Annotated in this window: 15 protein-coding genes; all 15 read right to left on the bottom strand. The window is 60.6% G+C overall.

Annotated features, from left to right (window positions below):
* Positions 1-9: 9 nt before the first annotated feature.
* A complete protein-coding gene (gene ccmE / locus HUS57_RS01465; RefSeq protein WP_173931152.1) occupies positions 10-447 on the bottom strand; it encodes a cytochrome c maturation protein CcmE in 438 nt (145 codons plus the stop codon).
* A 4-nt stretch (positions 448-451) separates the two neighbouring features.
* Positions 452-1,609 (bottom strand): c-type cytochrome biogenesis protein CcmI, encoded by a 1,158-nt coding sequence (gene ccmI / locus HUS57_RS01460; RefSeq protein WP_173931151.1) that lies wholly within the window; start codon positions 1,607-1,609, stop codon positions 452-454.
* Between the two features lie 104 nt (positions 1,610-1,713).
* On the bottom strand, positions 1,714-2,139 hold the full coding sequence (locus HUS57_RS01455) for an RT0821/Lpp0805 family surface protein (protein ID WP_173931150.1): 426 nt from the start codon (positions 2,137-2,139) through the stop codon (positions 1,714-1,716).
* An 83-nt stretch (positions 2,140-2,222) separates the two neighbouring features.
* The gene (locus tag HUS57_RS01450) at positions 2,223-3,578 is read right to left on the bottom strand and encodes an ATP-binding protein (protein ID WP_348640548.1); all 1,356 of its coding nucleotides are present in this window, start codon (positions 3,576-3,578) and stop codon (positions 2,223-2,225) included.
* A gap of 55 nt (positions 3,579-3,633) precedes the next feature.
* Positions 3,634-4,299, bottom strand: coding sequence for a response regulator transcription factor (locus HUS57_RS01445; protein ID WP_173931148.1), 666 nt, complete (start codon positions 4,297-4,299; stop codon positions 3,634-3,636).
* An 80-nt stretch (positions 4,300-4,379) separates the two neighbouring features.
* Positions 4,380-4,676 (bottom strand): hypothetical protein, encoded by a 297-nt coding sequence (locus HUS57_RS01440; RefSeq protein ID WP_246727686.1) that lies wholly within the window; start codon positions 4,674-4,676, stop codon positions 4,380-4,382.
* Positions 4,677-4,766: 90 nt separating this feature from the next.
* Positions 4,767-4,973: a hypothetical protein gene (locus tag HUS57_RS01435; RefSeq protein ID WP_173931147.1), complete on the bottom strand. Its 207-nt coding sequence runs from the start codon at positions 4,971-4,973 to the stop codon at positions 4,767-4,769.
* A gap of 20 nt (positions 4,974-4,993) precedes the next feature.
* Positions 4,994-8,890, bottom strand: a complete 3,897-nt coding sequence (locus HUS57_RS01430) for a glycoside hydrolase TIM-barrel-like domain-containing protein (protein WP_173931146.1) — start codon at positions 8,888-8,890, stop codon at positions 4,994-4,996.
* Between the two features lie 4 nt (positions 8,891-8,894).
* Positions 8,895-9,353, bottom strand: coding sequence for a peptidase P60 (locus HUS57_RS01425; protein ID WP_173931145.1), 459 nt, complete (start codon positions 9,351-9,353; stop codon positions 8,895-8,897).
* Positions 9,350-10,237 carry a DUF2163 domain-containing protein gene (locus HUS57_RS01420; RefSeq protein ID WP_173931144.1) on the bottom strand — a complete coding sequence of 296 codons (888 nt, stop codon included), beginning with the start codon at positions 10,235-10,237 and terminating at the stop codon, positions 9,350-9,352. The genes HUS57_RS01425 and HUS57_RS01420 overlap by 4 nt, the downstream gene beginning before the upstream one ends.
* A complete protein-coding gene (locus HUS57_RS01415) occupies positions 10,237-10,875 on the bottom strand; it encodes a DUF2460 domain-containing protein (protein ID WP_173931143.1) in 639 nt (212 codons plus the stop codon). The genes HUS57_RS01420 and HUS57_RS01415 overlap by 1 nt, the downstream gene beginning before the upstream one ends.
* A 13-nt stretch (positions 10,876-10,888) precedes the next feature.
* Positions 10,889-11,452, bottom strand: coding sequence for a phage tail tape measure protein (locus HUS57_RS01410; protein WP_173931142.1), 564 nt, complete (start codon positions 11,450-11,452; stop codon positions 10,889-10,891).
* On the bottom strand, positions 11,442-11,627 hold the full coding sequence (locus tag HUS57_RS01405; protein ID WP_173931141.1) for a phage tail assembly chaperone: 186 nt from the start codon (positions 11,625-11,627) through the stop codon (positions 11,442-11,444). The genes HUS57_RS01410 and HUS57_RS01405 overlap by 11 nt, the downstream gene beginning before the upstream one ends.
* Entirely contained in the window at positions 11,627-12,010 is a 384-nt protein-coding gene (locus tag HUS57_RS01400) for a gene transfer agent family protein (RefSeq protein ID WP_173931140.1), read from the bottom strand. Before HUS57_RS01400 ends, HUS57_RS01405 begins: the two co-directional genes overlap by 1 nt.
* Positions 12,007-12,426: a phage major tail protein, TP901-1 family gene (locus tag HUS57_RS01395; RefSeq protein WP_173931139.1), complete on the bottom strand. Its 420-nt coding sequence runs from the start codon at positions 12,424-12,426 to the stop codon at positions 12,007-12,009. The genes HUS57_RS01400 and HUS57_RS01395 overlap by 4 nt, the downstream gene beginning before the upstream one ends.
* Positions 12,427-12,466 lie beyond the last annotated feature (40 nt).

The following is a 12,466-nucleotide window of genomic DNA, read 5'->3' as shown; positions in this document are numbered from 1 at the left end:
GGCGCATCCTCATTCTTCCTCCTGCCAGACGCCTTCCTCCTTCAGCCGCTCTGCGACCTCGCGAGGCATATAGGTCTCGTCATGCTTGGCTAGAACGGTGTCGGCCATGAGAATCCCATCCTGCCCGATCTGGCCCTCTGTGACGACGCCTTGCTGCTCGCGGAAGAGGTCCGGCAATATGCCTTCATAGATCACTTCGATCGCGTTTCCGCCATCCTCGACGACAAAACGCACGCGCGTTCCCTGGTCGCGTATCACGGAGCCCTGCTGCACAAGGCCCCCGAGGCGAACGCGCTCGCCCGCAGCGGCAGGCCGCGTCAGAAGATCGGATGGCATATAGAAGTAGGACGTCTGCTGGCCGAGGGCATAGAAGGTGAGCCCTGCGGCAAGTGCCAAAAATCCCATCCCCATGCCTATGATCGCCAACCGCTTCTGCTTGCGTGTCACAGCCTCACCTTTCTTCCTCGGATATGCCGAGACCGGTCGCAAACTGTACCAGTTCCCTCGCCTCTTGGCTTTGATCGCCAAGTGCTGCTACTGCCCGCGCAAGCACCTTTTCTGCCTCATTGGTGCGGCCGAGCACCACATATGAGCGCAGGAGCCTTTGCCATCCCTTTAAATCGGCAGGATTTTCGCGCAGCCTCGTATCGAGGCTTGCAACCATAGCCTCAATCATTTCCTGACGCTCTTCTTGCGTCATGTTTTCTACGGCTGCCAGTTCCTCTTCAGGAATGCCGCCTTTTGTCCCTTCGGAAAGTGCGCTGCCTTCCCGCCTCAAGTTCGCCAGGTTAACCAGCGCCTGCTCAGCTGCGCCTCGCCAGGGGGAATTCTCGGGCAGACCTGCCGCCATCTCCTCCCAGATTGCGCCGGCCTCCTCGTTTCTGCCTTCCTGCGCTCGCGCCACCGCTATGAAAAAGCGCGCGCGTGGGGAAGCATTGTCGACAGCAAGCGCTCGTAGGAACGCGGCTTCGGCCTCTGCAGTGACGAGTCCTCCTTTCTCGCCGACCAGCGCTTCTCCTAAGGCGGCCTCGCGTTCCGGAGTGCTGCCGCCGAACTCGATTGCCCGCCGATATGCTGCGACGGCGTCCTGGTAGCGGCCAAGGCGCAGGTAGATGGGCCCAAGTGTCTCCCATCCGCGCACATCGTCGGGGTTTGCAGCAAGATGACGTTCCGCCCGCACAATAAGCTCTTCCATGGAAGCCTGCGCGGGGTCCTGCGTCAATCGCGCTGCCAGCGGCGCGGATTGCAATTCCGGGGACCCCAAAAAGGCATAAAGGCCCCAGCTCACCACCGGAACCGCCAACACCATCACGAGAGCGAATACCTTTACGGCTATTCCGGATAGTTTCTGTGGCTGACCGTCTTCGGTTGTCCCGCCCTCTTTCAACCGAAGGATCCGGCGGCCGATCTCTGCCCTCGCTTCCGCTGCGTCTGATTGGGAGATCATTCCCCGCCTGACTTCCTGCTCCAGCTCGATAAGCTGATCACGATAGACTGTCAGATCATGTTCAGCGCCAGCAGCGCGTCTTTCATCAGTACGCAAGAAGGGGCCCAGCACCGCAATCGATGCGCCGAACGTCAAAAGTGCGGCGAGGACCCAGAATACCATGTGTCTTCAATATCCATACTGGCCGTCGCTGCCAACACGAACCGTGTGCGGCCTTTTGCCGTGATGCCGCGTCTTTCGGATCCTTCGGGGTGTGGGCCTCCGGGTTACTCGAGTAGTGTCCAGCTTCCATTAGGATTGCGGCAAGCTGTACCACGGACCGTCTGCGATGTCCCGTTAACTTCGAAGGAGTGACTATAGGAGCGGCAATCCTGCGAGCCGACCTGATAAGGCTGGGCGGCCGTGACGTTTCCGCGATTGCCATTGCGCTCGTCCACCCAGGCAACCTGTTGGCCAGCGGGGGTCGCCTCCAGCGCCCGGTATTCGGCCTCTATCGCAGCCCGGAGCGTCCGCCGCGGCACATCAGTCCTGATGTCTCCCTCGATCAGGCCGCCCCCTACGATACCACCAACCTGGGCTTCACTCTCCTTGTCGGCAAAGCCATCGGGGCCCGGCGCAAACGGGAGTACCGTTGCCGTCGAGGTGCAGGCCGAAAGTGCGACCGCAAACACGGCAATCGCAGGAAATTTCATTGCTTCAGAAGCCCCTTGAAATCCGCAACCTGTGAGCGACAGCGTGACTATAGCCCATCTATGTCGGAAGTTTGTCGAAGAAATTACGCCGCCGGAAGGATAATCTCCACCCGCAACCCTCCAAGCTGCGCCCGCTCCAGCAGGACGTTTCCACTGTAATCCTCCACGATGTCAGCAACAATAGAAAGCCCCAGGCCGGTTCCGGGCTTCGATTCGTCCAGTCGTCTTCCTCGCTGCAACGCCCTGCGCGCATAACGCTCCGGAATTCCCGGACCGTCATCCTCAATCGCGATCAGGAAGCCTGACCTTCCCGCCTCTGCACCTACCGGAGCCTGCAAGGTCAGGCTGACATGCGCACGGGCCCACTTCGTTGCATTCTCCAAAACGTTCCCAACAATCTCTTCAAGGTCCTCACGCTCACCGGCAAAGACCACATCGTCGTTCGGAAGCACAAGGGTAAGATGCTTGTCCGGGTTAAGCTTCTCCGCAACACGAGCAAGCCGTTTCAGCGTATGGTTCACCGGGCTGCGGGCGGTGAGTGTGTTGCGTTGAGCAGCGGCCCTGGCCCTCTGAAGATAGTGGTCGATCTGGTTCTGCATGGCTGAGGCTTGAGAGGAGATTAGAGCCCCGCGTTCATCACCAAGCGCCCTTCCCTCATTCATCAGCACCGCCAGAGGCGTTTTGAGCGAATGGGCAAGGTTTCCGACCTGTGTTCGCGCGCGCTCTATGATGCGCCGATTGCTCTCGATGAGAGCGTTCGTTTCCTCCGCCAATGGCTCTATTTCGGCCGGGAACGGGCCTGACAGCCTCTCGGCTGTACCGGCGCGGATATTGGCCAGTGCTCGGCGGATGCCGCTCAGGGGCTTCAGCGCCACCAGAATCGCAAAGACATTGATGGCAACCATCCCAAGGCCGAAGATCGCAAGATAGATAAAGAGCTGCCTCGCGAACTCGGCAATCTCTTCTTCCAACTCGCTGCGGTTACCCATGATCCGGAAGCGTGCGATGCGGTCACCTTCGCCGAGCACGACCTCCGCTTCAAGAACCTGGACATCTTCGCCACCCGGCCCCACAGCGAGATAACGGCGCTGAAAGCTCCTGTCGAACGGCACGGCAGCCAGCGGCGGGGAAGGTACCGGCTCCGTTAGCGAAGGCGAGCGGAGTTCGTTGTTAAGCGTTTCCATCGTCGGCTCGACTGACCAGTACCAGCCCGAAAGAGGCTGCGAAAAGCGCAAGTCGCCAAGGTTCGGGTTACCCGCCAGCCACCCCGTTTCAGAGGCACTGACCGATGCGATAAGGTTGAACAGATGCGCTGAAAGGACGGTCTCGAAACCGCGCTGGCTGACCTGCCGAAATAGCGTAGAGATGACGGTGGCGATCACCACGAGCGCGATGATCGCCCATATCGAGGAAAAAGCGATGACCCGGAATGTGAGCATTCGCGGCAGCTCGCGAAGCTGCGGCCAGGCTCGTTTCGTCCGACCTTGCGGTCCTTCAGGCATCCGGCTCGCGCAGGCGGTATCCCATCCCGCGCACCGTCTCTATGAGGTCAAGGCCGAGCTTCTTCCGCAACCGCCCGACAAAGACTTCTATTGTATTTGAATCACGATCGAAATCCTGGTCATAGAGGTGCTCGACCAATTCCGTGCGCGAAACGACCGAATCCTTGTGGTGCATCAGATAGGCGAGCATCCGGTATTCGTGCGAGGTAAGTTTCAGCGGAATCCCGTTAATGTCCGCCTTGGCTGCCTTCGTGTCCAGCCGCAGCGGGCCGCAAAAAAGCTCCGAAGAGGCATGTCCGGCGGCCCGGCGGATAAGCGCGCGCAGCCTCGCAAGAATCTCCTCCATATGGAACGGTTTGGTCACATAATCGTCCGCGCCGGCGTCGATCCCCGCAACCTTGTCGCTCCACCGGTCGCGGGCGGTGAGAATGAGCACCGGCATGGTCCGGCCGTCCCTCCGCCATCGTTCCACTACGCTGATGCCGTCCATCTGCGGCAGCCCGAGATCCAGTACCACAGCGTCGTATGGCTCCGTATCGCCCAGGAAGTGGCCCTCCTCACCATCGAATGCGCGGTCAACCACATAGCCCGCATCGCTCAGGGCCTCACAGATTTGCCGGTTCAGGTTATTGTCATCCTCGACGACGAGAATACGCATGCACCCACTCGCTTACGCTCGAAATGGTGGTAAACTGCCCCGTACCCGAAAGGAAAACTGAAGAGGCATCGCTAGAACATCTACCCCGCCGGAACGACAAGCTCCGTGCGCCTAGGCCGTTCGCCCTCCCGTCCTGGCACAAGGATGACGATCCTACAGACCGTATTGCCGCCCTGGGACTCCGCGGCGGCACGGGCAAGCCTGCCGCCCTGCTGGGCAGCAATGCGCTGGCCGATCGCATAGCAGTCGGGAGCGCCCTGGGCAAAAAGCAGGGCATTGCCAGCCAAGGCTGGATGCATGAAGGCGTCGAGCACCAGCAACGCGACTGTTATCGCCCCACAGGCCGCGCGAAGTATTTGTGAGCTGAATTTCATCATAACGGCTTTTTAGCCCAACCCGTCTGAATGGGGAATGAACAATCGGCAAAGAGGAAGCGGCGGTTGCCGCCCCTCTTTTCCGTCCAGCGTTTAACCTATACGTGCAGAAGCTTTCAGCCGCCCGAAGATGGCAATAAGACCAGAGGCGGCGGTAATCGCTTGCAGCAACGTATCCACCAGCGCGGCGTTGTCGATCTCACTCGCAGGCAGCCCGAAGATCCCGCCAAGCCCCGCTCCTATCGTGACCAGCGAGGCCCAGATGGTTCTGGACAGATACCAGGGTTTCAGTTCCGTCATTTCGCTCTCCTTCACTAGAACTAAGGCAGGGACAGGATTGTGCGTGCAGGCAGGCCTGCGCCTATTGCAACGCTCATTTGCCTGACCGTGACCTCGATTTGGCTCGGTTCGGGAAAATCCGCCGACCGCATGTCGGCGCTATAGATCCATTCCGGCGACGAGACAGTCGCAATGCGTCGCGGACTGCCGCCTACCGGGGCGATTTCAATGCGATATTCCTCTCTCTCCTCACCAAGCGGGATATCTTCAGCCAGCCAGCTATCGGCATCGATCCGCCCGCGCCGCAGCCAGGAAAGGTGGAGGTCCCCGCCCTCGACCCTGCTTCTCAGGTGCACTGGCGATAGGGGCATCAAGGCGCGCTCGCCGCCTCGCCCGGTCATTGGCAGGTAGTTCTCGCCCGAAATATCATAGGCCATCGGTCCGATGCGCCAGTTCAGATCCAGGCCGATCTCGCTGGCGGTCAATCCTGCCGGGGTGACGGCATCATCCAGCAACACGAAGGACGCTCCAGCTTTCGCCCCGGCGGACATTGCGTCATTTGTACCAAGCTGACCCCGCAAAAGGTTTGTTAAATGCCATAGATCGGGCTCTACCTCCTCCGCTTCCTCGAACTGCACGATCTCCCAGACGCCCGCAGCAGATTGGATTGCGGCAGCATTGGCGCCGTTGAGAAGTTGCAGCCGCGAAACGCTATACAGCTCGCCGCTAAGGAGCCGGACAGTAAGGCCTGAGGAGCGATCGAACCGGCCTTCGACTCTTCCTCCCGGAAGGCTGCTCTCCAAAGCACCGATTACAGCCCGCTCCGGCGCTGTCGCGCGCAAGGCAAAGCCCGTTTCCTCCGGCGAGACCAGCACTGCCTGTGTCCGCCATGGAACGGCATGCACCGCAATGCGGAACTGATCCTCTGGCGCATCCGTTGCCGAACGCAAAGGTAAGTCGAGAAACAGCGCCTCCGGCTGGCTGACGGTGAACTCCCTGCCAGTGCCCACCCGTTCCTCGCCCTTCTCCTCCTCACGCGCGGGCGACGAGGGCACCCTTGCTATGCGCCGCGCATCTACGCGACGTGTAAGACCGTCCTCCACCTCCGTCACCAGATATTCGGGCCCCAAAGCCACACCCGGCAGTCGAACGATGCTTCCCGGCTCCACTCGCCGCTCCGTTGCAGGCACTGCAAAGCGGACGCGCTCGCGTCCATCCCACGTCCGCCGCAGCAGGTCGCGCACAAGCCTTTCCGCCTCGCCCGTCGGCAGGACACCGGGAAAACTGATGAAACTTGTACCGGTACCTCCTGCGTTAAGATATGCAATGCTTGCGGTTGCCGACTGGTGGTCGTTCAGCGGATTGCGGAAGTCCAGTTGGGCCGAGGCGGGTAGTGCATGGTCCGGCTCGCGCTGCCGTTCCACCGTCCCGCTGCTTTGCGCCCTTACCAAATCGTTCAGGACCAGCGCCTTTCCGACCCCCGCTCCCTCGCTGGCGAATACAAGCCCGTCATCGCCGTTGAGCACGCCAAGGCCGAATAGTCTAGCGATGGGCTCGATGGCGGCACGCGCCGTTGTCGGATCTGCAACGATGTAGCCGGTGACCATCCCGTCGGCCCGGCTTGTATCCGCCGGCGGCTGACCGTGATCGGCGAGGATCATGTCGATCAGCGCGCCGACAGATATGCCGCTTAACCTTCCGTTAAGCCAATGCCCGCGCGACCAGTTGGCCCCGTCGCTCCAAATGTCGGCATAGACGGGAAAGGCCGGATAGGGACGTGCGTCCCAGGCCCAGAGGCTGATCGCGTCCACATCCACCATCCGGCTGCCATAGATTGGGGAAACCGGATTGGCCTCCTGACCACCCTCTAGCCAGTGCAGATAATGCGCCTGGAGGAAGCGGTATTGCGCGAGATCGGAACGGCCACCATTGGAAAAATATGGTGAGAAGCTCTCCGATGATTTCGCATCGGGAAAGACATTTGGCTGGTTTGGCCCCTTGTCCACCGCGCCGCAGCCCAGTTCGGTGAAGTGAAAAGGTTTTGATTTGGGCACCCATGCGGTCGGGGCAGCTTCTTCAACACCTGCAATGCGGTTGTAATGATGGTTCGACCACCAGCTCACCAGATCCTTGTTGCGGAAGACCCAGTGCTTTCCATAGGCGCCGTCGATAATCGGTGTCCGCTTTCGCTCGACCCTGTCTGCAATGGACGCATAGAACCAGTCATAGCCCTCGCCAGATACGATCCCGGCACGCAGAGCCGGAAGGTCATAGGGTGTCGTCATCCCGTCGGGATTGCTGCCATCGGTGTCCGCGTCCCGCCAGTCAGATAGTGGCATGTAGTTGTCGATTCCGACGGCATCGATGTCAGGATGAGCCCACAGGCTGTCTAGATGGAAGAAGACGTCGCCCGAACCGTCCTGCGGGTGATAGCCGAAATATTCGCTCCAATCGGCTGCATAGGTAATGGCGGCCTTCTCACCGAGAATGCCCCGGACCTCCGAGGCAAGGTTCTCCAGCAGTTCCACAAAGGGAAAGCGGTTGTAGCCGTCACGCAGGGTCGTCAACCCTCGCAGTTCCGAGCCGATCAGGAAGGAGTCCACACCTCCTGCTGCCATAGCCAGATGCGCATAGTGAAGCACAAATCGGCGGTAGCTCCATTCATCCGCAGTGCCATTGAATGAGATCGTATCCTTCTGCCGGGAAAACTGCCCCGGCGCCGCTGTCCCTGCCAGCGCTGCGATCTGCGCACGTACCGCCGCCGTCTTGTCGGGTGTGCCCTGCCTGCCTGGCGCGGGGTGGCAAGTGATACGCCCGCGCCAGGGATAGGCCGGCTGTGAAGGCTCGCCATAGGGGCTCGGCAGTTCGCTTTCCGCCGGCACATCCATCATGACGAAGGGATAAAGCCCCACCTTCAGACCTCTCGCGCGAATGGCCGCTATAGCCTCACGCACTGATCTGTCTGTTGGCGTTCCGCCATATGCGGGATGCCCGAGGGCGGTGGAAACGACGTGGGCCTGCTGTCGGCTGACACCTGAAACGAGCCAGGGTGCAGAAAACCCCTTGGGATCGTTCCGCGTCACCATGGGACGTATTTTGCATTCGCCCGCACGCAGGTCTGTGCCGAACCAGGTAACCACGAGCGACACCGTTTTCAGGTTCGGGCAGAGTGCCTGCAGCTCGTCTAGCGACGCCTCGAAATCCGTCCTGGCGTAGCGGTTATGACGGTTCACCGCAGCAGTCTCGCCCGGCCCCACCCTCTGCGTCACGAGCGTTGGCGAAAGCCCATATTCGGTGGAGCCTGGTATGAGCGTGACCGCCCGGATGCGTTCGTTGAGTTCCCGAGCCGGACGCATGACCTCGAAATGGAACTGCGGGATTCGCCGGCCATAGTCGTCGATGGGAAAACGCTCGATCACCGCATAGGCTGTGCCTCGATATGCAGGCGCGTTTCCCTTCCCCTGCTTTGCTTCGATAAGAGGGTCGGGTAGCTGGTCCTCGGTACCGCGATAGATGCGGATCTCAAACCGGTCTCGGTCTATTTCCCGCCCATCAGCCCAGATGCGGCGCACCCCGGCTATTTCTCCTTCGCAGATCGCGAAAGCAACATTGGCGTAATACGAGTAAGTGGTCACCTTTGGTCCGAGCTTGCCGCCCTGCCGCTCTGTCGTGCGCCTTTCTTCAAAGCGTGTCGCCCAGATGAGCGTACCGCCAACGCGCACCGTCCCGTAAAGGCGCGGCAAGCTCGCTCCATCCTCGGCGGTGAACGGGCGCGCCGCAGCAAGCCGCGGTCCCTCATAGCGGCGTGTGCTTTCTAGAAGGGCCCGGTCGACAACATAGCCGGCGACTGCACCGGCCGCCGAGCCGATAGCCGTGCCAAAAGCACCGAACGCCCCGCCTAGAAAGGCGCCGGCGGCCTGCAGAACGATGGTTGCCATGAACCTATCTCTTCAAAGACGCTGGAAACTCGAAGACACCGGCGATCCTCCGGCGCCATTGCGGGACCAGCCGCGATATGAGCACGCCTCGTCCTTCGTAGGCATGCGCGAAAGCAGTCGGCCCTGTCAGAATGCCAAGATGTTTGGCCGGCAAGTGCGGTCGCCACCGAAACACGATAATTCTGCCCGGCAGGAGCGCATCACCGCAGGGAATGAAATGCTGACGCATTCCATCCAGCAGGCGTTCCTCGCCTCCCGCCTCCAACCAGTCCTGCGTATAAGGGCCGGGTGACACCGGCTGCCTGCCATAGAGCCCCCGGCAGATGCCGAGCAGTAGGCCAACGCAGTCGCAGGCGACCCCTTTACGGCTTGCCTGATGCCGGTAGGGTGTGCCGACCCAACTCAGTGCCTCGGCAATAACCTGCTCCGGCCTTGCCGCTGCGGCAATATCAGACGTGCTCATTCGACCAGCGGCCCGCCATCGAAACGATCGCCTTCCACGACATATCCATAGGCCGCGTCATCTCCAGGCAAATGCGGAAAGCCGCGGAAGCGCTCCGAGTTGGAGAACTTCGCCTTGCAGGTTGCAAACCGCTTGTCACACCCGGCAATAACGGTAATCGTATCTCCCACCTCGACCCCGGCTGCCTGTTCTCGCCAAAGGTCGAGAACCGTGCCTTCCAAGCTATTGCGGTGAGCGGATATCCGCTCTCGGCGTCCCGCGCTTTTGCCGGAGATCCAGGTTGCAACGCCATGGCTGAACCAGCCGCTCTGGAATGCATCAAGGCCCGAAACCGTGATGCTGCTTCCTTCAACCTTAACGACCACGGCCTCCCCTTTATATTTCGGTGCATCGAGAATGAGGCCGCAGCGCCTGTCCCCAAGTTCGGCGTCGCAGTTACGCCGCACGGTGCGCCCGCTGGTCTGATCGAGCGCCCGCTCAGGGCTTTCAAGCTCTGCCAGGAAACGCCCGTCACGCCGGGTGAGTTGCCCGATAACGGCGCGGCGAAGGCGCGCGAATTGGACCGGGTCCTGCCAGTTGACTAGGAAGGTCTCGACGGTGGCACCATCATAGAGGCCGGCCAGAATGTCCGCCTCCTGGATATCCGCCGACGATAATGCGCCTTCCACATCCACCGTGTCGACCGCAAGTCCCAGTGACTTTCTGGCTTCACTTGCAGCAAATCCGCTATCCGGCTTGAACTCCGTGCCATCGCAAAGAATGATGCGGTCATGGTCTGTGAACCCCATCACCTTTCCATCTTTGCGCACCAGCCGCCAGCAATGGCAAACCGATGTCACCTCCCCTTCCAGATGTGCGGCGAAGGCTGGAGAAATGTTTGCCATCAAAGTACCTCCACAAGCGGAATAGAGGGGATTTGCCCGGCCTTGAAAGCGGTTATGCTCGCTGTCAGTCGCTCGGTGTCGAAGCGCACGGAAACGTCAAACTCGTATCCCGCAGTCACTGCCTCTTCCCGACCGGGAAGGGAGCCGGGCCCAAAGACGATCTCGCCTGTTCCATTATCGACGGTGAAGTCGGGACCTTCCGCTTTCATCACTCCGGCGACTGCAACGCGCACCGTTCCCGGGACCGGCAGCACTATGCGCCGCTGATAGGCATCCGGCCCTTCACCGTAAGTCTTGATGAGCGCGAAGCGGTTCTGGCTTCCGTCGCCGATGCCAATCGGCTGGTCCAAAGCAGATGGTGTCAGATGTGGTGCGCAAGATTTCATGTCGAAAGGGTCGCGAAAACGGAAGGCATGAAGCGATCCGCGTCGCGCCTCGAAAAACCCAATCACCTCGTAAAGATCCTCCAGCGAACGAACGCCGGTGCCGGCGTCGTAGCGCCGGCGCGATCCGGCCGTGCGTGCGTTGCGCTTCTCGCGCCCCGACGTGAGTTCGACGATTTCGTTGGCACGTTCGGGGCCTCCCGTTGCTCCGAAGGAAATTCCGAGCGGGAAACGCACGTCATGGAAACTGTCCATTCTACCTCCGAGCCTAAAGGGTGCGCGCTCCGCGTGAGACCGCGCGTGCCAACATTCCGGTAATCTGCGCCTCCGATTTGCGGAAGGAGGCTGCATCTTGCGTCGTCACGTTGAAGATGACCTGTGTCGGCCTTTGCCCACCGCTCGCTGCCACGCCCAGCCGTCCGTCTGCAGTTCGCTGCAAGGGTAGAATCGCTTCCGCGCCTGCCTCCCCCATCAGCCCGATATTGCGGCCGGCGGGAAAATAGGTCGGCGTCGATACAATCCCTCCGTCGGCGAAGGGGACCACGCCTCCCCTTGCAAAAGGCATGATTCCACCAAGCCCCCCAAGAAGCCCGCTTATCAGTGCATTGCCCAGGCTTTGCAGCGGACGCAGTCCCTGATCCAGCGCCATCGATGCCAGGTTGAGGCCAATCTTGCGCAAGATATCATCCAGTGATTTTCCGCTGACCGCCGCACTCTTAAAAGCTCCGGTCAGTTGTGCGCCGAAAGTGGACGACAGTGCTGTGAGGTTGTTCAGCGCCTCCTCGAAAGGCGCCGTTTCGGCAACGATTGGCACTCTCAGTTCATCCGCCATTCAAGTCTCCAGTTTTGCGGTCGGGGAAAAGCCGCATAAGCCGAGCAAGCTCGTCTCGCCCGGGCGCCTTTGGGCGTGACAGTCCGGCGGCCCCAAGTGCAGCGTTCAATTCGATCGGGGTCATCGACCAGAACGTGTCGGGAGAAAGCCGCAGCACGCCGAAAGCAACGCCCATCACCTTGTCCCAAGGGAAGGGTGCTCCTCGCCCGGCTGCGGCATTGGAGGGTTTTCGCGGTTGTTTTCCTCCGCCATTCCAAAAGTGACAGCCAGGAGTTCCGCTACGATCTGCGCAAAGCCGGCCGCCCCGCCCTCGCACTGCATCGCGCGCACATCCTCCTCGTTTACCTGCGTTCCCCCGCCTCTCAACCCCGCAGCGATGATGGCGGCAAGATCCCGCGCCGAGAGGCGTCCCGTGCCGAACCGTTGAACAAGCTGGTTAAGATCCTCCGCGGCGAACGCCTCCTCCAGTTCGGCCAGCGCTCCAAGCGTCAGGCAGAGCCGGTAATCACGCCCGTCGAGCCTTGCGGCAATTTCGCCGCGCCTGCGGTTAACGCTCATCCCTCAACCTCCGCAAAGCTCACAGGCCCCGCTGATTCCAGTGCGATCTCGAAAGTCACTTCCCCATCATGATTACCGGCATATTCGAGCGCGGTGATCTGGAAGCTTCCAGAAACTGTTCCGAAGTCCGGAATTGCGAGCTGCCATACTGTGTTCTCACCTGCAAAGAAGCGCGAACGGATCGCTGCATCCGAGTGTGCGTCCTTGAAAATTCCGGACCCGCTGAGGGAAGCCCTCTGAACGCCGCTTCCCGCCAGCAACTCCCGCCAGCGGCCGTTCGAATCGGCGTCGGTGATGTCCACCGTCTCGCTGTTAAAGGCCAAACGCTTTGTGCGCAGTCCCGCCACTGTGATGAAGTTGCCAAACCCGGTTTCGTCGAGCTTCAAAAGCAGGTCCTTGCCCCTTTGTGCGGCCATTGAAGGTCTCCTTAAATGTGTGAAATTGTGGCGTGCGGAA

It is taken from the genome of Chelativorans sp. Marseille-P2723, from assembly GCF_902809845.1.
Classification (GTDB): Bacteria; Pseudomonadota; Alphaproteobacteria; order Rhizobiales; family Rhizobiaceae; genus Chelativorans.
This window is presented reverse-complemented; position numbering and strand designations above follow the sequence as displayed.